Genomic DNA, 19,461 nt, shown 5'->3' on the forward strand with positions numbered 1-19,461 from the left:
AAAGAATAATATGGAATCTCTTATTTGTTTCTTTCGCATAATCTAAGTTCTGTGTAAGGGGGGAGCGACAAAAATAGAGTGATGAAAGAAGGCGCTAGTGTTGATACATGTTAGCCAGAACATTTGCTTTTTAAAAGAGTAAGGAAGTGAAACTATGAGACATAAAGAATATCTTAGCTTAGCTATTCCGCTTATGCTGTCAACAATGACAACTCCCATTCTCGGTGCCGTTGACACAGCAGTTGTTGGACACGTAAGCGGAGCTACATATATTGGAGCAGTTGCCATTGGTAGCTTAATTTTTAGCACGATTTATTGGCTGTTTGGTTTTTTAAGAGTAAGCACGTCGGGATTTTCAGCCCAAGCAGTAGGAAAGGGAGCAAAAGAAGAACTTCTTCATGCTTTAACACGGCCGATGTTTCTTGCTCTACTTGTTGGCGTTTCTTTTATTTTATTGCAGTGGCCGATCGGCAAGATAGCATTAATGGTTATCAAACCAAGTCAGGAAGTTCAGGAACTTGCATTAAACTATTTTTATATCCGCATATGGGGAGCACCATTTGCACTTATAACATATGTCATATTAGGCTTTTTAATTGGCACTGGGCGGGTAAAAGTGTCTCTTTTTCTTCAAATTGGAATGAACGTTGTAAATATCGCTCTCGACTTTTTATTTGTGCAAGGATTTGGTTGGGCAGTCAAGGGCGTTGCTTTTGCAACCCTCATTGCTGAAGTTTTGGGAGCCGTCGTGGGAATAATTATTATTGCTCAAACATTTAACCTTTCTTTAAAAAAATGGTCATTTGGGAGCACTGCTGATTTTTCCTCTTTAAAAAAAATGCTTGAAGTCAATCGTGATCTTTTTATTAGAACGTTTTGTTTAATTGTTATGTACAATATGTTTACAGCAAAAGGAGCGGATTTTGGTACAGAAATACTAGCAGCAAACGCCATTCTTCTTCAAATTCAATTTATTATGGCTTATTGTTTAGATGGTTTTGCTAATGCTACAAGTATTGTTATAGGAAGAGCTGTTGGAGGTAATAACGAATCTCTGTATAACAAAGGTCTTTCGCTTACAATATATTGGGGCCTCATTGTTGTTTGTTTCTTAAGTTTGTGCTACTTCTTTATAGACAGCGCTTTGTTCTCGTTATTTACAAACGACATGAGCACAATTGAAGCCGCTAAAAAGTATAGTTTCTGGCTCACTCTATTTCCTTTTGCTACAGGTGCTGGTTTGCTTTTTTACGGTGTTTTCACAGGAGCAACAAGAGCAAAACCAATTCGAGATTCTACTATTTTTGCACTCTTTTTCTTTTTAGCTTCATATTTCTTGCTTCCCCCGTTTTATGGAAATCACGGGTTGTGGATTGCCTTTTTAATATTTAATGCTGGTCGTTCTTTATTTTTGGTTGCTTCTTTGCCAAAGCTGAAAAAACAAGTACTGACCAAAGGGATGTCTGTTTAAATATATTTGCTCTATTTTAGTAGAGTTTCAGATGTTATTGCTTTATATTTCCTAATTGAAAAGTGTAAGATAGGGATGGGAGGCGATATTATGGAAAAAGGTTTAATAAGTCAATTTCAATTTTTACGTTCAGGAACAATTCGTTTACTAGAGACAACATCAGAGGAAAAGGCTGACGTTATTCCAGAAGGATTCAGCAACTCTATTCACTGGAACTTAGGACATATTGCCGTTATTCAAGAACGCGTGCTATATGGATTAGGATTACGACAAAAACCAGAGCTTTCAGAAGAGTTTATTTCTCATTTTGATATGGGAACAGACCCAAAAGAAGACGGATGGGAAAAAACAGCTCCATCACTACAAGAAGTCAAGAAAGAATTGACTCGTCAGCTTGAACAATTTCCTCAAACATTTGCAGGGAAATTTGGTGAGGAGCTTGTTGAACCATTCAAACTTGGAAGCGTGGAAATGAAAACAATTGGAGAGCTTTTTTCTTTCAGCCTTTGGCACGAAACTCTTCATGATGGTGTAATTAAAGGATTGAATTATGCTTTAAAAGGGCAAAGTAAATAAGGAGAAGGCCGTTCATCGGACGGCCTTTTTCTTATTTAGAAGAAAATAAATATAAAGCAGTACACAACAGGGATGAAATCTATGTTAAGATTAGGAAAAATCGCTGTTATGAGGAAGGATTGTTATGGAAAGATACGTTGAGCAGATGAGAAAGAAAATAGGGGCGTCTTCTCTTTTTGTCCCAAGTGCCATGATTATCGTTGTGAATGAGGAAAATAAAGTACTTTTATTACATAGGAAAGATACAGAAACATGGGGATTGCCGAGTGGAGCTATGGAGCTTGGAGAAACATTTGAAGAAGCAGCCGCAAGACAGCTCAAAGAAGAAACAGGGTTAACAGCTCATAAACTTCAATTTATGGATATTCTTTCAGGGGAAGACTACTATTTTAAATATCCTAACGGTGATGAAGTGTATAATATCATTTCCGTTTTTTTAGCTATTGACCCATATGGAAGCTTGCAGTGTAACTTTAAGGAAGCAAAGAAACTTTCTTTCTTTTCTCAAGATAATTTACCGCCGCTTGAGAAGAGAACGAGTAAAGTGTTACTAAAAGTAGGTGCAACAATACTAGAATAAATAGAGAAACATGCCTTTTCATCTTTGCATACTATAAAAGACGAGCGTCTTTTTGCTCGAAAACTAGATAAAGGGTGAGAGACCGTGAGTGAAAACTGGTTAGCATGGATACAACAAATGCAGGGAATTGCGCAAGCGGGATTAGCATACTCAAAAGATAAGTATGATATTGAACGTTTCGAACAACTTAGAGAACTAAGCAAAGAAATTTTGCTTCAGTATACAAAAGTAGATGCTAATACATTAGACACCCTATTGGAGGGGGAAGTAGGATATCCAACTCCAAAAGTGGCGGTAAGAGCAGTTGTGTTTCAGGAAAATAAAATCTTAATGGTGCAAGAAGAACAAGACGGGCTATGGTCTCTTCCTGGAGGATGGGCAGATGTTGGATTAAGTCCGCGTGAAGTGGTTGTAAAAGAAGTGAAAGAAGAAGCAGGGATTGAGGTAGAGCCTGTACGTCTTCTTGCCGTTTTTGATCAGCATCACCACGATCACCCGCCATCATTTTTCCACATTTACAATCTCTATCTTCTTTGTGAAGTAAAAGGCGGAGAGCTTAAAGCAGGGATGGAAACACTTGATGTTCAATATTGTGAGCAAGAAAATTTGCCACCGCTTTCTGTCAAACGTGTGACAAAGACCCAAATCGACACCTTTTTCCGGTTTCTTGAAAATCCTAATATGGAGACGATTGTTGATTAAAAAAGAGACAAAGCCTAGCTTTGTCTCTTTTTTATAATATAGGTGATAATAAGCGTGAAATCGATTCTTTAAAGCGGATATAGTAGGAACGCTGATCATAAATCTCACGAGTCAATTTCTTTGATTTTAGCATGTCATCTTCAAAGATTGCGGCAAGCTTCATAGCAGTTTTGTAATGATAAAGAAAAGCGTTTACTTCAAAGTTTAGACGAAAGCTTCTTACATCAATATTGGCAGTACCAACTGAAGCAATCTCATCATCAATAACAATAGTTTTTGCATGAAGAAAGCCATTTTCATAAATATAAACGTCTGCTCCTGCTTTTAAAAGCTCTCCAATATACGAATATGTTGCCCAATATACAAAAGGGTGATCAGGTTTGTCTGGAATCATAATTTTTACTTTCACACCTGAAAGAGCTGCAATTCGAAGTGCATCAAGTAAGCTATCATCAGGAATAAAGTAAGGTGTTTGAATATAAATATAGCGCTCTGCTGACAAAATCAGTTTAATATAGCCGTTTTTTATTTGTTCCCATTGAGAATCAGGACCGCTTGAAACAATTTGAACACCAACGTCTCCTCTTGGAGAAGCTGGAGGATAATAATGTCCCTTAAAAGAAATATCGTGTTTTGAAGCTTGATTCCAATCTAAAATAAAGCGGCTTTGAATATGGTGAACAGCTTCACCTTTGACACGTAAATGCGTATCTCTCCAATATCCAAACTTTTCATTTAACCCCAAATATTCATCTCCAACGTTGAATCCACCAATATATCCAATGTTTCCGTCAATAATAACAAGCTTTCGGTGATTGCGGTAATTTAAGCGGAGGTTAACGAGTGGAAAGCGAGCTGGGAAAAATGCTTCAACTTCTCCCCCTGCTGCTCGAATGCTTTTGACAAGCTTCCGACTAAGTCCTCTAGAACCCATATCGTCGTAAAGAAGCCTTATTTTAACGCCCTCTTTCGCTTTTTTAATAAGCAAATTCCCAAGTTTAGTTCCAAGCTCGTCTGATCTCAAAATGTAGTACAGCATATGAATATGATGTTTCGCGTTTTCAAGATCTTGAAAAAGAGAGTCAAATTTCTCCCTTCCGTCAATAAAAAGATCAACTTCATTATCCTGAGTGAAAATAGCTCGATCGTTATTTAAAAGCATAGCAATTAAATGCTGATGCTTTTTATTGATGGGATTATGGAAATCAAACATATGGGATTGAAGAAGTTCGCGCTGATTTGCAACGATTTTCTTAATATATTCCTTACTTTTTTTATCCCAAGTAAAAATCTTTCTTTTGCTTAAATTTTGACCAAATATTAAATATAAAATAAATCCAACAATTGGGATAAACCCTAATATCATAACCCATGCCCATGTTGCTGTAATGTTGCGTCGTTCTAAAAAGACAATTGCCATTGCAAGCAAAATATTTAGAACAAGCAGCACTGTTGGGACATAAGGAGGCATGATCCCGGCAAAGAAATTGTTTACTTCCATAGAATGCTCCTTTAGTTTGCTGTTGTAGTAGGTTTAGTTGATCTTTATATTTTTAACCGCTACTTCTGTTCAATTATAGAAAAAAAGCGTTAGAAAGAAAAGAAATAGCTATTTTAACAACGTATGAAATAAAAAATGTTTTTCGTTCATACTATAACTAAGATCAGAAAAAGAGGTGAATAACGTGAAAAAATGGGGGATTTGGGTTGTCCTTGGCGTCATTGTACTGCTTGCAATCTTTTCGTTTAGTTCATATAACGGTCTTGTCACACAGGAACAAAAAGTAGATACGTCATGGGCACAGGTAGAAAATCAGCTAAAACGTCGTTCAGATTTAATTCCTAATCTAGTTGAAACTGTAAAAGGATATGCAAGTCAAGAAAAAGAAGTCATTCAATCTGTAACAGATGCTCGCGCCCAGCTTGCGGGAGCAAATACTCCAAAGGAATATGCGAACGCAGATGAGAACTTGAACGGAGCTTTGAATCGTCTTCTCGTTGTTGTTGAAAATTATCCAAATCTTAAATCAAACGAGAATTTTAGGAGTTTAATGGATACGCTTGAAGGAACAGAAAATCGTTTAGCTGTTGCTCGCCGTGATTACAACGAAAGTGTCGAAACATACAACTTAAAAGTTCGACGTTTCCCAGGAAACATTATAGCTAATATTTTTGGATTTTCAAAAAAATCGTATTATGAAGTAAGTGAGAAAGATCAAGAAAATCCTCAAGTAGACTTTGGGAGTGGAAGCGAATGAGCCTCTCCCGTTTTTTTATGTTTCTCTGTTTTTTTACTTTATTTCTTGCCCCCTTTTCAGCAAGTGCTAATGCTCCAACACCAGTTGGCGATATTTATGTTCAGGATTTTGCAAAGCTTCTAACAAACGAAGAAGCCGAGGAATTGAAGCAAATGGGGAGAAGTCTTCAACAAAAAACAAAAGCTCAAATTGCGGTACTAACGGTCTCCTCAACAGAGGAAAAGACAATTGAAGAGTACGGAATTGAAGCATTTAGACAGTATAAGCTAGGTGACAGGAAGCTTAACAATGGTATTCTTCTTCTTGTTGTAAAAGGCAGTGAACAAAGAGAAGTTCGCATTGAGGTTGGATATGGTCTTGAGGGAGCAATACCTGATTCTAAAGCAGGAGCTATTTTGGATGAATTTACTCTTCCTTATTTTAAACAAGGGAAGTATGGAAAAGGAATTGTTGAAACATATCGCGTTCTTTATGCGGAAACAGCTAAAGAATACGGAGTGGAAACAAAATGGGAAGGGAAAACAGCCACACCAGCTGAAAAGGAAGCTTCTTCAGGACAAGAAATGAATCCGTTTGTTGTAATTATTATCGGTATTATCTTAATTATTCTTATTGTGATTGATGTAAAGTTTTTTGGTGGCTTTCTTACAAATTTATTGCTTCAGCTTCTCTTTCTTTTTCGAGGAGGTGGAGGTGGAGGCAATATCGGCGGCGGTGGTGGAAGCGCTGGCGGTGGGGGAGCAAGTCGGAAATGGTAGAAAACAAAAGTGAGAGAAACTCTTTCATTTGAACGATAAGTTCTTTGTGAGCGTTTCTCTAAAACTCATGTGAAAAAGGACAAGCAATACAGAGAGGATGGTGTACAATTTTTCGAAAAAGGGAATAAACAAAGATAAAGTACTATGAATGGGGGAAGATGACGATGAGGTCAGCAGCACTAATTTTAAATCCTAATGCAGGCAATGAAAAAATAAAAAAAGAGTTACGATATATAAAAGAAATCATAGAAAGCACGTATGCTCCACTTTCTGTTTATGAAACAAAACGAGAAGGAGATGGCGCTCGTTTAGTAAAAGAGCTTGAAAGTAAAGTTGATTTAATTATTGGAGCAGGGGGGGATGGAACGATTCACGAGCTCATTAATGCTATGTGTGAGCTAGAAACAAGACCTTTATTTGCAGTGCTTCCAGGTGGAACATGTAACGATTTTTCACGAGGGATTGGAATGGATCAAAATATTATCAAAGCAGCACAGCAAATTGCAACAGGAAGAGTTGAAAAAGTAGATATCGGGAAGAGTGAGCATCAATACTTTTCAAACTTTTGGGGAATTGGGCTCATTAATGAAGTATCTGAAAACATTGAGGGAGGTTCAAAAGCTCGTTTTGGTAAACTCTCTTATTATATGAGTACAGCTAAAACAATTACGAATATTGAACCTTTCTACGTAGAAATAAAAGGTGATGAAGAGGAGTTTAAAGGAGAGGCTGTTATGGTTGTAGTAGGAAACGGGGCTTTTACAGGAGGGCTAAGACCTTTTTTTCCGAAAAACCATCTTCAAGATTCTTGTTTGGACGTGCTTGTTGTGACGGAATCTAACGTACAGACGTTTTGGAAGCTTTTTCTCTCAAATTTTTCAGATGAGAAAATTATTCAAGAGGAAAGTATTCTTAAATTTCAAGCTAAGCATGTTAAAGTAACCACATCACCAGCACAAAAAATTGACTGTGATGGCGAGCGCAAATATTATACTCCGGATTCTATCATCGTTCTACCACGATTTCTAGAAGTGATTGTAGGAAATCTCTAAAATAAAAGAATTAATATTTTATAATTGGTGTGGTGTCCATGCCAACTTCTTTCATTATGCATACCTTATAAAAGGAATAGAGCAAAGGCGGGTTTTTATGCATAATGATAAGAAGAAAATAGCTGTAGTAGGGTTAGGATTTGTTGGATTGCCTCTATCTATGTTGCTATTATCAAAAGAATTTACGGTTGTTGGAATTGACTTAGATGAAAATAAAATTCGCTCTTTAAACAATGGGAAAAGCTATATTTCAGATATTAGTGACAAGAGTGTAGAAGAAAGTATGAAATCAAAACGATTTTCTGTTTCTTCTAGCTATAAAAATGTAGAGGAAACAGATGCAATCATTATCTGTGTTCCAACTCCTCTTAAGGAAGAATATGCTCCAAATCTTGTTTATATCGAGAAAGCCGCAGAGGCGTTGAAAGCTCATCTTCAAAAAGGTCAGCTTGTTGTTCTCGAGAGCTCTACGTTTCCAGGAACAACAAGAGAGATTCTTCAACCTCTTTTAGAAGAAAGTGGGCTTGTAGCAGGGAAAGACTTTCATTTAGCATATTCTCCAGAACGCGTTGACCCTGGGAATGTTCAATTTTCGCTTGGAGATATTCCAAAAGTAATTGGAGGCATTACTTCAGATTGTCAGGAAGTTGCTTGTGATTTATATTCAAAGATTTATCAAACGGTGGTCCCTGTTTCCTCGCCTGAAATTGCCGAGCTTACAAAGCTTTTAGAAAACACGTATCGATTTATCAACATTTCTTTTATTAATGAAATGGCGATGCTTTGTGACCAAATTAACATTGATGTATGGGAAGTGATTGCGGCTGCAAGCACAAAGCCATATGGATTTGCGCCTTTTTATCCAGGTCCAGGCATTAGTGGCCACTGCATTCCCGTAGATCCTCTCTATTTGCAATTTAAAGCAAAAGAAAAAGGAATTACTAGCAATTTCATTGAGTTGTCAACTTCTACAAATGAAAAAATTGTTCAGTATATTGTTGAAAGAACATTAGAAATAGTAGGCAAATCACCTGGAGAAACAAGCGTTTTACTCTATGGATTAACATATAAAAGAGATGTGCCAGATGTGCGAGATTCAAAAGCTGTAGAAGTGATGGTATATCTTCTTGAAAAAGGGGTTAATGTAACTTATCATGATCCACACTTTGAACGTATTATGATCAATGGAGAAGTTCATCATAGTGTCTCGCTACTTGACAAAGAGTTAAACGAAAGTGACTGTGTGGTAATTTTAACAGATCATAGCGTGCTGCCAAAAGAGCAGATTTTAGAAAAAGCAAACCTTATTTTTGACACGCGCGGAGTGCTCTAAGACGCAAAAGGGAAAGCCAAAGTAGTTGAGCTTGGTGGCGGAACAGCTTTCTTTAAGAAGTAAGGGAAAAAAGCTATCTGTTTTTGAGATAGCTTTTTTATATGTTTAAATAATAGGAAAGGGGGAATGAAAATAGTAAAGGAAAAAGGAGAGAAGAAAATGGCTTTAACAAAAGAACAAGTAACGTATTTAAAAGAAATGCTTTTAAATATGAAAAAATATAAAACAGAGCGAGTAGAAGAAACGCCAAAAGAAGATTTACAAGAATCAACAGGTGAATTAACGAATGGAGTTGACAATCATCTAGCAGACATTGCGACAGAGCAATATGAGCGTGAACGAGATGAGACGATTCGGGAAGTTGATGAACGCTTAATTCAACAAGTAGATGAAGCATTACAGCGTATGGAAGATGGAACATACGGTATTTGTGTAGATACTGGCGAAGAAATTCCATATGAACGCTTAAAAGCTAATCCTTATGCAAAACGAACAGCTAAAGCACAGGAAAAGTTTGAAAAAGGACAGCCTTCTCCAAATGCAGACCGATCGACACAGCCAAGTCGACGCATTGATGAAGAAAAGACTTTAACCGTTGACTCATTAAAAAAAGAACAGGATGCTTTCTAGCACAATCACAATATGTGATTGTGCTTTTTATATGGAAAAGAAAGATTGTATTCCATTTTTTTAGACCGTAAAATAAAGAAAATAGATTTACTTTACAAAAAGTGAGGGATTGTCAGTGAGCTTATTGCAACAAATCAAAGAAGGTAAAAAAGGGTTTACAAAGTCAGAAGAAAAGATTGCTGGGTATATTTTAAATAATGTTGAAGAAATTCCAACTTTAACAACAAAAGAGCTTTCTCTTCGTTGTAAGGTAAGTGAAGCTAGCATTGTTCGTTTTTGTAGGAAAATAGGGCTTAAAAGTTATAAAACATTTAAGATGTCTTTGGTACGTGAACTCAGTGGAAACGATTATATTAACGAAGTTTCGAGAATTCATAAGGATGATCTTCCGTTGCAACTTTTTATGAAAGTAACGAATGCTAGTCGAAAAGCGCTTGATATGGCAGAAAGTTCTCTTGATGGAAAGGTATTTGAACGTGTCATTGAGAAATGTTTAGGAGCAAATCGAATCTTTTTTTTCGGTGTTGGTGGATCTGCTGTAAGTGCTATGGATGCTACATATAAGTTTTCAAAGCTTGGCTATCCTTCTTTAGTTTCATACGACTTTCATATGGCTATCAATTTAATGACAAGCATGGAGAAAAAAGATCTTTTTGTCGGAATCTCAACATCTGGAAAAACAAAAGAAGTCGTCGAACTAGCTCAACTAGCTAAGAAACGAGGGGTATGTGTCGTAGCTATTACAAAACTTGAAAAAACGCCGCTTTATAAAACAGCTGATTTTCCCCTTTGTATTCCAGATGTTGAACAAGATTACCGAATTGGGAGCATTGCTTCTAGAACTTCCCAGCTTAACATTGTGGATGCCCTGTATATTAATGTCTTTAATCGTCTTAACGATGATATTCTTCAAAAGTTTCATGAAACAAGAGAAGCCGTCATAAATTTAAGAAGGTAGCAATATGTTAAATGAAATATAATTTCATTAAAAATAATAAATATATTGACTATTTGTTTCATTTTTTCATAAAATAAGAACATATGAAAACGTTATCAAAGGGGTGGAGAAGTGTTAGAACGTTTAGGAACAGAACGTCGTAACAATCAAACAGAGGAATTAGATACAATGAGTATTCAAGATATTTTGCGTACTATGAACGAAGAAGACAAGAAAGTTCCAAAAGCGATTCAAAAGGAATTAGAAAATGTTGAAAGAGCTGTGAGTCTAGTTGTAGAAAGCTTTAAAGCAGGGGGGAGGCTTTTGTACGTTGGAGCAGGAACGAGCGGACGTCTTGGTGTTCTTGATGCTGTTGAATGTCCACCAACGTTTGGTACAGATCCAAGCCTTGTAAAAGGGGTCATGGCAGGAGGAGAATCAGCTTTTATCAAAGCTGTTGAAGCAGTAGAAGATCGTGAAGATTTAGGAGCAGAAGATATGAAATTGCTGAACATTACCTCTAATGATACCGTAATTGGTATTGCGGCAAGTGGACGAACACCATATGTTATAGGAGCCTTACGATATGCTAGAGAAAGAGGTGCATCAACATGTGCAATTTCATGTAATAAAGAAACAGCTATTAGCGCTCTAGCAGACGTGGCAATTGAAGTTGATACAGGCCCGGAAGTTCTTACAGGTTCAACAAGACTAAAAGCAGGAACAGCCCAAAAGCTTTTACTAAATATGATTTCAACTGTTTCAATGATTCAAATAGGCAAAGTATATAAAAACTTAATGGTAGACGTACAGCCAACAAATGAGAAGCTTGTAGAGCGCTCAAAACGAATTATTATGGAGGCAACAGGTATATCATATGAAGAAGCTTCTACCTATTATGATCAATCAAAACAAAATATTAAAGTTGCCATTCTAATGGTCCTAACAAATTGTACAGTAGAGGAAGCACTAAAAAAATTGCAGACTAGCAATGGATTTGTACGTCAGGCTCTTTAAGAGAGGTAAAAAAAGAGGGGGAGTACAATGTCAAAAGAGCGGGAAGTCGCACGCGAAATTTTAGCTTGTCTTGGGTTTGAGGAGAATGTCGCTAATTTTACAAATTGTATGACAAGGCTTAGAGTGAACGTCTATAACCGAGAAGAGGTCAATATTCAAAAACTCGAAGAAATAGACGGCGTTATTGGAGTTGTAGAAGATGAAACAATTCAAATTATTTTAGGACCTGGTTTTGTGAATAAAGTGGCTTCAGAATTTCAGCAGTTTTTTGATCAATCTTCAGTTGAAGAAGATCAAAAAAGAAAAATTCAAGAAAAGAACAATACCCCTTTTAAAAATGGTCTAAAGAAAATTGGAAACGTCTTCATCCCTCTTTTGCCAGGACTTATTGCTTCAGGACTTATTAATGGGATTGTAAGTACGCTTATCAACGGCGGTGTTGATGAAGCAAATGAACTGATTGTGTTAATGAAGTTTATTGGAGGATGTATTTTCACCTATCTGGGAGTTTTTGTTGGGATTAATGCTGCAAAAGAATTTGGGGGTACGCCAGTTCTGGGGGGAATTGCAGGTTTATTAATTATTAACCCAGCTCTTGATACTCTTGATCTTACAATTATGGGAGAAGAAGTAACAGCAGGACGGGGCGGACTTATTGCTGTTTTGATCTCAGCTTGGTTTATGACCGTTATTGAACGAAATGTAAGAAAGTTTATTCCAAGCGCTGTAGACATTATTTTAACTCCTCTTCTTACGCTTCTTATTGTTGGAATAAGTACAATGTATATTATTCAGCCATTAGGAGGGCTTCTTTCAGAAGGGATTCTAAGCATCTTAACTGCTGTACTAGAAATAGGTGGGCCTCTCGCTGGTGCTGTACTAGCAGGTACATTTTTACCTCTTGTAATGGTAGGGCTTCATCACGGATTGATTCCTCTTCATATGGAATTTATTCAAGCAACAGGAGCTACTCCTCTTCTACCGATTTTAGCGATGGCTGGGGCAGGTCAAGTTGGAGCAGGGCTTGCTATCTTAGTAAAAACGAAGAACGAGCGCATTAAGAAAAACTTGTATGGAGCGCTTCCAGTAGGATTTTTAGGGGTAGGAGAACCGCTTTTATATGGGGTGACTTTACCGCTTGGACGTCCATTTATTACAGCATGTCTAGGCGCTGCTGTTGGAGGAGCTTCACAAGCTGTTTTCGCAACAGCAACAAAAGCAGTAGGAATCTCAGGGCTCCCGCTTACATTACTTGTTGTAGATGGGAAAATTATTTTATACTTGCTTGGTCTTTTAATCTCCTACGGGGCAGGTTTCATTTTTACTTACTTTTTTGGCTATAAAGAAGAAATGGCTCAAAACCTTAGGAAAGAAAAAGAGGTTTCAGTAGAATAGAAGGCAAAAGGCGTCTCGCATATGCGAGACGCTTTTTTTATGAGAATACGTAAGAAAGAGCTTGCAAAGCTTGCTGTGGTGTTTCTACAACAACTTGTGCTTTGTTTGACAGTTCTTTTAATGGGTGATGAAGAGTTTCCGGGCGAACTAAAATAAGCGGTTTTCCTTTTTCAATTGCGCGTGATGCATCCATTGCTGTATTCCACTGTTTATATTTATCTCCGAAAAGAGCAATAACAACATCACTTTTATTCATTAAAATTTCAGTTCGTAGATTATTAATAGAAGAAGCTGCTTCATCTTTGAAAATATTATTAGGTTGTTTTCCTAGAATTTCTTCACCAATGTTATCAGAACGATCGTGATTTTCCATCGGACCAACAAATGTAAGTGGTAAATTTAAGTCGCTTGCTTCATTTTTTAATATATCGCGCCAATTATCGTGAATCTGTCCTGCTAAGTAAACAGTAAGTTCCATTATGTAATCCTCCTTTTTCAGTTCATTATACCTTTTTATCATAAGAAAGAAACCTTTCTTTAGAAAGGTGCTTTTGTATTAGTTCTGTAATACTTGTTGTTTAATTTACAATTAGTTAACAAAGTTGAGTATAATTAAAATTTAAGAAAGTTAAATATATTTTAATTTTTCTAAAATCTCATAGAATTCTAATATTTATCTAATTATTCTCTCATATTTTCCTTTTATTCTTTAAAAGAACATAAAAGAAAACGGTTCAACTTAAAAAGCCGTAGGGAAGAAAGGATGAATAAGGTGGAACGATTAGAAAGCATGTTAAAGAAAAATGAGGAATTTGTAGCAAAAGGTGAAGGAGAAAAGTTTAAAGCAAGTAAATTTTCTAATAAAAACATGCTTGTCATTACATGCATGGACGCTCGTTTAATTAAAATGTTGCCAGAAGCCCTTGGTTTAAAAAATGGAGATGCCAACATTATTAAAACAGCAGGTGCTCTTGTTTGTGGAAAAAGTGAAAATGTTCTTAGAAGCATCCTTGTTTCTGTCTATGAGCTTGGTGTTGAAGAAATTTTTGTCGTAGGACATTATGATTGCGGTATGGCAGGATTTTGCTGCGACAATTTACTTGAAAAATGGAAGGATAGAAGTGACGTTCAACAAGGTGTGCAACAATTATCAAATGAAGGAGTTAATCTCAAAAGATGGCTCAAAGGATTTGATCATATAGAAGATAGCGTGAAAGAGAGCGTTTCATTCCTCCATGAGTACCCACTTCTGCCTCAAGGTATAAAAATTCACGGTCTTATCATTGATCCAGAGAATGGAAAGGTTGATCATGTCACATCGCTTACAAAAGAAGAAAGAGCAGAGCGTACTGTTTAAGAAAAAGTGAGGATGAAGGAAGATGGGCGAGGAGGAAGAAGATGAATAAAACAAAGAAACAGCCGTATACGCTTGAGATGCTGAGGCGTGATTTGATTGCTGGGATTATTGTAGGAATCGTAGCTATTCCACTTGGGATGGGATTTGCTATTGCTTCAGGAACGGAACCTGTACACGGAATTTATACCGTTGTAATTGCCGGGATTATTGTTTCTACATTAGGAGGCTCAAAATTTCAGATTGCAGGACCAACAGGGGCATTTGTTCCGATACTGCTCGGGATTGTCACACAGTACGGATTTGATAATCTAATGATTGCGACTTTTATGGCAGGGCTTATTCTCATTGTGCTTGGATTATGTAAAGCAGGTTCGCTTGTTAAGTATATTCCAAAACCTGTTATTATCGGTTTTACAGCCGGGATTGCGATCATCATTTTCTATGGCCAACTTCCCCACTTTTTAGGGCTATACGATACAAATGATGAAGCTGGATTTTTAGGTGGTATGGTTTCCATTGTTAAAAGTCTACCAGATGCCAACTTTTATGGAGTGTTAACAGGCATTGTTGGTCTTGTAAGCATTATTTTAGCAATTCGCTTTGTTCCTAAAATTCCAGGTGCTCTTATTGGGGTTCTCGTCTCAACTGCTTTTGCGCTTTTGCTTTTCCCTGATAAGCTTGTAACCATTAATACTCTCTACGGAGCAATCCCGAACACGCTTCCACAGTTTGGCCTTCCTGAAATTACGCTAGAAAAAATTATTACCCTTATTCCTGCGGCGTTAGCCATTGCCTTCTTAGGTGGTTTGGAATCTCTACTTTCGGCTGTTGTAGCAGATGAAATGGCTGGCACAAAGCATAAAAGTAATCGGGAGATTGTTGCCCAAGGCATTGCAAACACTATATTACCATTTTTTCAAGGAATTCCTGCTACAGGAGCTATTGCAAGAACGGCAACAAATATTCGAAACAAAGCAGCAACTCGATTCTCAGGCGTTGTGCATGCTTTATTCGCCTTAATTGTCCTCCTTGTGCTCGCTCCTTATGCCTCTCATATTCCGCTTGCAAGCCTTGCCCCAGTTTTAATGGTGGTAGCGTGGAATATGAGTGAACGTAAACATTTTGCGGGCATTGTAAAAGAAAAATCACGTGAATCATTTGTATTGCTTGTTACCTTCTTTTTCACCGTCTTTTTTGATCTGATGGTTGGAATTGGCATTGGAATGCTCGCATACTTTGTCCTTAACTTTAATAAGACAGCAATAGGGAAGAAAGTTCGCTCAACTGCTGGAATGTAAGAAAAACGATATGATGTGTTCGTGCTTCTAACAAAAAAGAAGACAAAACATGTAAATTAATCTACAGTAAAGGTAAGTCCTTTGAGTACAGGTATATTGTTAAGAAACTCCGTCCATGGTGGACTTTAGGTAAAAGTTCATCCTCTATTAAAGCATTTTCTCTAAACAAGAGAGAATGCTTTTTTTTATCTTGTTTTTAAAAAAAGAAGGAATAAGAGAAGGAAACGATGAAGCTATGATGAAGCGAATTTTATTCTGAAAATAACGAGGAGGAGGGTGTATATGATAAATGCAGAAGAAAGATTTGAAGAATATGAATCTAAACAGGGCTCTTACTATCTTTATGTGCCACCAAATAATCGCCCACACGAAAAGTCTCCACTTATGGTTGTCTTGCATGGATGCACGCAAAATCCTTTCATTATTGCTACGGCAACAGAAATGAATGATACGGCTCGACAAAACAATTTTCTTGTTTTATATCCTGATCAGCCAAGAAGTGAAGATTCTGGAAAATGCTGGAGTTGGCATGATGTAGATCATCAAGAAAGAGGGAAAGGAGAGCCTCACAAAATTGTTAGCATGATTAATCATGTAAAAGAAAAATATGAAATATCTGATATATACATAACAGGTCTTTCTGCCGGAGCGGCAATGGCTCTGATCGTAGGGGGCGTTTATCCAGAGCTTTTTTCAGGAATAGGAGTTGTAGGAGGTCTCCCTTATAAAGCAGCCGAAACCAAATCAGAGCGTGCGCTTGCTATGATTAATGGACCACAGCATGATGCTGAAAAGATGGGAGAGCTTTTATACGAAAAAACGGCTGTGTACGATAAAAGGGTGCCTCTTATTGTCTTTCACGGTACATATGACTGTGTTGTTCATCCAATAAATGCCAATAAATTAATAAAACAGTGGATCACTTTGTGTAATTTAATGAACAAAAATGAAAAAGACGGCAAGATTCCCTCTACTCCTGTTCGAACACATAAGGGGGCGGTACCGCTTGGGAAGACGTATAAAATTGAAGAATATGAATCTCCGGATAAAAGCATCAAAATTCACTACGTATCAATCAATAGCATGCTTCATTCATGGCCAGGAGGAAGCGTAAAAGGAACGTTCACAGATCCTCTTGCTCCAAGTGCTAGTGAAATGATGTGGCACTTTTTTAAACAGCAATAAGCTTGATTATTTTGAATGTTAGGAAAATAAACGAACGCCTTACGGAGAACTTAACAGGTATGCTATACTTGAAAAAATTTAACTTCAAACCTTAAAAGAAGGGAAGCATATAATGAAAAAAGCGTTCTATCATTGCGATATATTCACCTTAGATCAGGAAAAAATAATTAAAGACGGAATGATTATAACGGAAGACGAGAAAATTGCCTATATTGGAAAAATGGAAGAAGAGCGATTGCAAGATTGTGAAGAAACTTACAACTGGAGCGGGAAATGGGTTATGCCAGGGCTTGTGAATTCACATGTTCATATTGTCATGAACATTCTACGTGGTGTTGGAGATGATATGCTTCTTCATCCATGGCTAACGGAAAAAATTTGGCCGCTTGAAGCGAAGTTTACAACAGATCTTGCTATTACAAGCTCAAAAGCAGCTATTGTTGAAATGATAAAGAGCGGGACAACGCTTTTTAACGACATGTTTAATCCAATTGGTCTTGATGTATTTAAACTTTACGAAGCGGTAAAAGATACCGGAATGAAAGGTAATTTGGCGTATACCCTGTTTTCTAATGACAAGGGAGATGAAGCTATAGCAAAAGAAGCCTATGATATTGCTCAATATATTAAGAAAGATCGTTCATTCATTAGAACAACAGTTGCTCCACACAGTCCATATTCTTGTAATGAAGAGCTTCTGCGTTCATCTGTTTCAATTGCAAAAGAGCTTGACTTACCTCTTCACATTCACGTGTCTGAAACAGAAAAAGAGATGAATGATTGTCTTAGCGAACATGAAGCAACTCCTGTACAATATCTAGCAGATCTTGGTTTTTACGAACAGCCCACCATTTTTGCTCATGGAGTTGTCTTAACAGACGAAGATGTTGCTCTTTTAAATGAAAAAGGAACATCAATTGCTCATAACCCTATTAGTAATTTAAAGCTAGGATCTGGAGTTGCAGATATTTCTCGCCTAAATCGTGCAGGCGTGAACGTAGCTATTGCAACAGATAGCGTTGCTTCTAATAATAATTTAGATATGTTCGAAGAAATGAGAACAGCTGCACTTTTGCAAAAAGGTACACATAAAACGCCAGAAGCAATGCCTGCTTATAGCATGCTAAAAATGGCAACCTTGAATGGAGCAAAAGCGTTAGGATATGAGGATACAGGTGTATTAAAAGAAGGATACAAAGCAGATTTCATTTCGATTGATCCAAGAGATAAAATCCATCTTCAACCTCTTGTAAATGCCTCTTCACATCTCCTATATGCAGCAAGTGGAAAAGATGTTTCTGATAGTGTTATTAACGGAAATATCGTAATGGAAAACCGCGTTCTCTTAACGCTAGATGAAGAAAGAATCATATACGATCTAAATTACTACTATAAAACATTATAAAATGTAAAAAAGGTGCTACTTTTAGCACCTTTTTTACGCTTTCTCCTTTCCTAATGTTCCCAACATGAGAGAATTATGATAGCATTTGAAATGCGGATAACAGATGATAATGAAAGAAACACAATCTTTTTACATAAAAAAAGAAAGAACCGTGAATAGTAAAAAACACGGCTTACATAAAAAGGAGAAAACGATGACAAAACGCATTTTTATCGCGATTGGGTTACTTCTGCTTCTCGTGAGTTCTGAGCATAGATTTGTTCTAGCACAATCTACTCATCCTATTTTAAATATTGCTCATCGTGGTGCGTCTGCATATGCACCTGAACATACGATGATTTCTTATAAAAAAGCTCTTGATATGGGAGCAGACTATCTTGAAATAGACCTTCAGCAAACAAAGGATGGCGTCCTTGTTGCGATCCATGATTCAAAATTAGGAAGAACAACAAATGGAAAAGGTCGTGTGAAAGATTACACATATGATCAATTAAAGAATCTTGATGCTGGTTCATGGTTTAATCGAAAATATCCTAAGCAAGCAAAAGGGTCATTTGAAAAAGAATCAATACTATCACTCGAAGAAATTTTTGCTTACTTTGGGCGTGATCAGCATTACTATATTGAAACAAAATCGCCTCAAAGTTATAAAGGAATGGAAGAGAATTTGCTTAAGCTTGTGGATAAATACAATATTCCAGAAGAGCATCTTTTAATTGAATCTTTCAGTGCGAAAAGTTTAAAAAGCATTCATGAGAAGAAGCCTGAACTTTCACTCATTAAGCTTTCTCTTTGTCGTCCATCATTACAGGAAATAAAGGAAATTAAAACGTATGCAGACGGAATTGGTTCCCGTGCTACGTGTTTAGATAAAGGATATATTGAAAAAGTCCATAGTCAAGGTTTGTTTCTTCATGCTTTTACAGTCAATGATAAAAAGGCAATGGGGAAGCTGATACATTGGGGCGTAGATGGTCTTTTTACCAATAATCCTGACGTATTAAAGGATGTAATTGAGAATCAGAACTCATAGAATTTTCTCTTTTTTCTATGTTTTGTTCTTTCTCTTTTTCGTGATAAGATGTACAGTGTTGGAATAATTATCAAGTTACCGGTCATATTTGAAATGAAAACAAAAGGGGAGGTTTCATTGTATAGAGAAACAAAAAAGAATATTGCAAAAACTTCGTTATGGTTCGGCATAGCAAGCCTTATTTGTACAGGGATCTTCTTTATACCGACTGTTTTACAATTTGCGTTGGGCATTTTCTTTTTCTTCGGGGCTTTTCTCTTATCTTTTGTTGGAATCGTATTAACGATTATCAGCTTTTTTAAAGAGAAAACAAAAATGTCTATCGTATCGGTCATTATAAATGGTGCTGTACTCATCGTCTTTATTCTTCTTTCTATTGCAGCGGCTCACATGCCAAGTACGTATTAATCAAAAGAGGAAGTTTTCTAAAGAAGCTCTAGAGAGGTCTTAAACTTTTATTGAAAAGCCTCCTCT

The 19,461-nt window shown here is 36.8% G+C and carries 20 protein-coding genes; 18 read left to right on the top strand and 2 right to left on the bottom strand.

Annotation, left to right across the window (positions count from 1 at the left end; genetic code table 11):
• The first annotated feature begins 154 nt into the window (after nucleotides 1-154).
• The 4 genes from MOC86_RS03665 to MOC86_RS03680 all read left to right on the top strand — a co-directional run bounded on the left by MOC86_RS03665 (nucleotide 155) and on the right by MOC86_RS03680 (nucleotide 3,329).
• Nucleotides 155-1,471 carry an MATE family efflux transporter gene (locus MOC86_RS03665; protein WP_268582762.1) on the top strand — a complete coding sequence of 439 codons (1,317 nt, stop codon included), beginning with the start codon at nucleotides 155-157 and terminating at the stop codon, nucleotides 1,469-1,471.
• Nucleotides 1,472-1,561: 90 nt separating this feature from the next.
• Nucleotides 1,562-2,047 carry a DinB family protein gene (locus MOC86_RS03670; RefSeq protein ID WP_268582763.1) on the top strand — a complete coding sequence of 162 codons (486 nt, stop codon included), beginning with the start codon at nucleotides 1,562-1,564 and terminating at the stop codon, nucleotides 2,045-2,047.
• A gap of 124 nt (nucleotides 2,048-2,171) precedes the next feature.
• A complete protein-coding gene (locus tag MOC86_RS03675) occupies nucleotides 2,172-2,627 on the top strand; it encodes an NUDIX hydrolase (RefSeq protein WP_019393257.1) in 456 nt (151 codons plus the stop codon).
• An 84-nt stretch (nucleotides 2,628-2,711) separates the two neighbouring features.
• Nucleotides 2,712-3,329 (top strand): NUDIX hydrolase, encoded by a 618-nt coding sequence (locus MOC86_RS03680; RefSeq protein WP_268582765.1) that lies wholly within the window; start codon nucleotides 2,712-2,714, stop codon nucleotides 3,327-3,329.
• Between the two features lie 31 nt (nucleotides 3,330-3,360).
• On the opposite strand, the gene cls is transcribed toward MOC86_RS03680, so the two are convergent.
• On the bottom strand, nucleotides 3,361-4,830 hold the full coding sequence (cls, locus tag MOC86_RS03685; protein WP_268582766.1) for a cardiolipin synthase: 1,470 nt from the start codon (nucleotides 4,828-4,830) through the stop codon (nucleotides 3,361-3,363).
• 184 nt (nucleotides 4,831-5,014) lie between these two features.
• On the opposite strand from cls, the gene MOC86_RS03690 reads away from it, so the two are divergent.
• The 8 genes from MOC86_RS03690 to MOC86_RS03725 all read left to right on the top strand — a co-directional run bounded on the left by MOC86_RS03690 (nucleotide 5,015) and on the right by MOC86_RS03725 (nucleotide 12,709).
• Nucleotides 5,015-5,587 (top strand): LemA family protein, encoded by a 573-nt coding sequence (locus tag MOC86_RS03690; protein ID WP_268582768.1) that lies wholly within the window; start codon nucleotides 5,015-5,017, stop codon nucleotides 5,585-5,587.
• Nucleotides 5,584-6,345, top strand: coding sequence for a TPM domain-containing protein (locus tag MOC86_RS03695; RefSeq protein WP_268582769.1), 762 nt, complete (start codon nucleotides 5,584-5,586; stop codon nucleotides 6,343-6,345). Before MOC86_RS03690 ends, MOC86_RS03695 begins: the two co-directional genes overlap by 4 nt.
• Before the next feature lie 164 nt (nucleotides 6,346-6,509).
• Nucleotides 6,510-7,397, top strand: coding sequence for a diacylglycerol/lipid kinase family protein (locus MOC86_RS03700; RefSeq protein WP_268582771.1), 888 nt, complete (start codon nucleotides 6,510-6,512; stop codon nucleotides 7,395-7,397).
• A 97-nt stretch (nucleotides 7,398-7,494) separates the two neighbouring features.
• On the top strand, nucleotides 7,495-8,730 hold the full coding sequence (locus MOC86_RS03705; RefSeq protein WP_268582772.1) for a nucleotide sugar dehydrogenase: 1,236 nt from the start codon (nucleotides 7,495-7,497) through the stop codon (nucleotides 8,728-8,730).
• A 159-nt stretch (nucleotides 8,731-8,889) separates the two neighbouring features.
• Nucleotides 8,890-9,360 (top strand): TraR/DksA C4-type zinc finger protein, encoded by a 471-nt coding sequence (locus tag MOC86_RS03710; RefSeq protein WP_268582773.1) that lies wholly within the window; start codon nucleotides 8,890-8,892, stop codon nucleotides 9,358-9,360.
• A 115-nt stretch (nucleotides 9,361-9,475) separates the two neighbouring features.
• Nucleotides 9,476-10,318: a MurR/RpiR family transcriptional regulator gene (locus tag MOC86_RS03715; protein WP_268582774.1), complete on the top strand. Its 843-nt coding sequence runs from the start codon at nucleotides 9,476-9,478 to the stop codon at nucleotides 10,316-10,318.
• 111 nt (nucleotides 10,319-10,429) lie between these two features.
• Nucleotides 10,430-11,314 (top strand): N-acetylmuramic acid 6-phosphate etherase, encoded by an 885-nt coding sequence (murQ, locus tag MOC86_RS03720; protein ID WP_268582775.1) that lies wholly within the window; start codon nucleotides 10,430-10,432, stop codon nucleotides 11,312-11,314.
• A 27-nt stretch (nucleotides 11,315-11,341) separates the two neighbouring features.
• Nucleotides 11,342-12,709 (top strand): PTS transporter subunit EIIC, encoded by a 1,368-nt coding sequence (locus MOC86_RS03725; RefSeq protein WP_268582776.1) that lies wholly within the window; start codon nucleotides 11,342-11,344, stop codon nucleotides 12,707-12,709.
• Nucleotides 12,710-12,746: 37 nt separating this feature from the next.
• Here the strand turns inward: MOC86_RS03725 and MOC86_RS03730 are convergent, their stop codons facing one another.
• Complete coding sequence (locus tag MOC86_RS03730) at nucleotides 12,747-13,187, bottom strand: YtoQ family protein (protein ID WP_268582777.1); 441 nt, start codon at nucleotides 13,185-13,187, stop codon at nucleotides 12,747-12,749.
• Nucleotides 13,188-13,481: 294 nt separating this feature from the next.
• Here MOC86_RS03730 and MOC86_RS03735 point away from each other — a divergent pair, with 294 nt between their 5' ends.
• From MOC86_RS03735 to MOC86_RS03760, 6 genes are all read left to right on the top strand, one after another.
• On the top strand, nucleotides 13,482-14,066 hold the full coding sequence (locus MOC86_RS03735) for a beta-class carbonic anhydrase (RefSeq protein WP_268582778.1): 585 nt from the start codon (nucleotides 13,482-13,484) through the stop codon (nucleotides 14,064-14,066).
• Between the two features lie 41 nt (nucleotides 14,067-14,107).
• Nucleotides 14,108-15,364: a SulP family inorganic anion transporter gene (locus MOC86_RS03740; RefSeq protein ID WP_268582779.1), complete on the top strand. Its 1,257-nt coding sequence runs from the start codon at nucleotides 14,108-14,110 to the stop codon at nucleotides 15,362-15,364.
• Nucleotides 15,365-15,646: 282 nt separating this feature from the next.
• Entirely contained in the window at nucleotides 15,647-16,549 is a 903-nt protein-coding gene (locus MOC86_RS03745; protein WP_268582780.1) for an alpha/beta hydrolase family esterase, read from the top strand.
• Nucleotides 16,550-16,661: 112 nt separating this feature from the next.
• Entirely contained in the window at nucleotides 16,662-17,954 is a 1,293-nt protein-coding gene (locus tag MOC86_RS03750; RefSeq protein ID WP_268582781.1) for an amidohydrolase, read from the top strand.
• A 193-nt stretch (nucleotides 17,955-18,147) separates the two neighbouring features.
• Nucleotides 18,148-18,987 carry a glycerophosphodiester phosphodiesterase gene (locus tag MOC86_RS03755; protein WP_268582782.1) on the top strand — a complete coding sequence of 280 codons (840 nt, stop codon included), beginning with the start codon at nucleotides 18,148-18,150 and terminating at the stop codon, nucleotides 18,985-18,987.
• A 117-nt stretch (nucleotides 18,988-19,104) separates the two neighbouring features.
• A complete protein-coding gene (locus tag MOC86_RS03760) occupies nucleotides 19,105-19,395 on the top strand; it encodes a hypothetical protein (RefSeq protein WP_268582784.1) in 291 nt (96 codons plus the stop codon).
• Nucleotides 19,396-19,461 lie beyond the last annotated feature (66 nt).

The organism is Priestia endophytica (assembly GCF_026790145.1).
Classification (GTDB): Bacteria; Bacillota; Bacilli; order Bacillales; family Bacillaceae_H; genus Bacillus_I; species Bacillus_I endophytica_A.

Coding starts and splice junctions, on each gene's coding strand:
- MOC86_RS03705 (WP_268582772.1), top strand. CDS start 7,495: ATGCATAATGATAAGAAGAAAATAGCTGTAGTAGGGTTAGGATTTGTT.
- MOC86_RS03750 (WP_268582781.1), top strand. CDS start 16,662: ATGAAAAAAGCGTTCTATCATTGCGATATATTCACCTTAGATCAGGAA.
- MOC86_RS03725 (WP_268582776.1), top strand. CDS start 11,342: ATGTCAAAAGAGCGGGAAGTCGCACGCGAAATTTTAGCTTGTCTTGGG.
- MOC86_RS03710 (WP_268582773.1), top strand. CDS start 8,890: ATGGCTTTAACAAAAGAACAAGTAACGTATTTAAAAGAAATGCTTTTA.
- MOC86_RS03745 (WP_268582780.1), top strand. CDS start 15,647: ATGATAAATGCAGAAGAAAGATTTGAAGAATATGAATCTAAACAGGGC.
- MOC86_RS03670 (WP_268582763.1), top strand. CDS start 1,562: ATGGAAAAAGGTTTAATAAGTCAATTTCAATTTTTACGTTCAGGAACA.
- MOC86_RS03730 (WP_268582777.1), bottom strand. CDS start 13,187: ATGGAACTTACTGTTTACTTAGCAGGACAGATTCACGATAATTGGCGC.
- MOC86_RS03755 (WP_268582782.1), top strand. CDS start 18,148: ATGACAAAACGCATTTTTATCGCGATTGGGTTACTTCTGCTTCTCGTG.
- MOC86_RS03665 (WP_268582762.1), top strand. CDS start 155: ATGAGACATAAAGAATATCTTAGCTTAGCTATTCCGCTTATGCTGTCA.
- MOC86_RS03740 (WP_268582779.1), top strand. CDS start 14,108: ATGAATAAAACAAAGAAACAGCCGTATACGCTTGAGATGCTGAGGCGT.
- MOC86_RS03700 (WP_268582771.1), top strand. CDS start 6,510: ATGAGGTCAGCAGCACTAATTTTAAATCCTAATGCAGGCAATGAAAAA.
- cls (WP_268582766.1), bottom strand. CDS start 4,830: ATGGAAGTAAACAATTTCTTTGCCGGGATCATGCCTCCTTATGTCCCA.
- MOC86_RS03695 (WP_268582769.1), top strand. CDS start 5,584: ATGAGCCTCTCCCGTTTTTTTATGTTTCTCTGTTTTTTTACTTTATTT.
- MOC86_RS03675 (WP_019393257.1), top strand. CDS start 2,172: ATGGAAAGATACGTTGAGCAGATGAGAAAGAAAATAGGGGCGTCTTCT.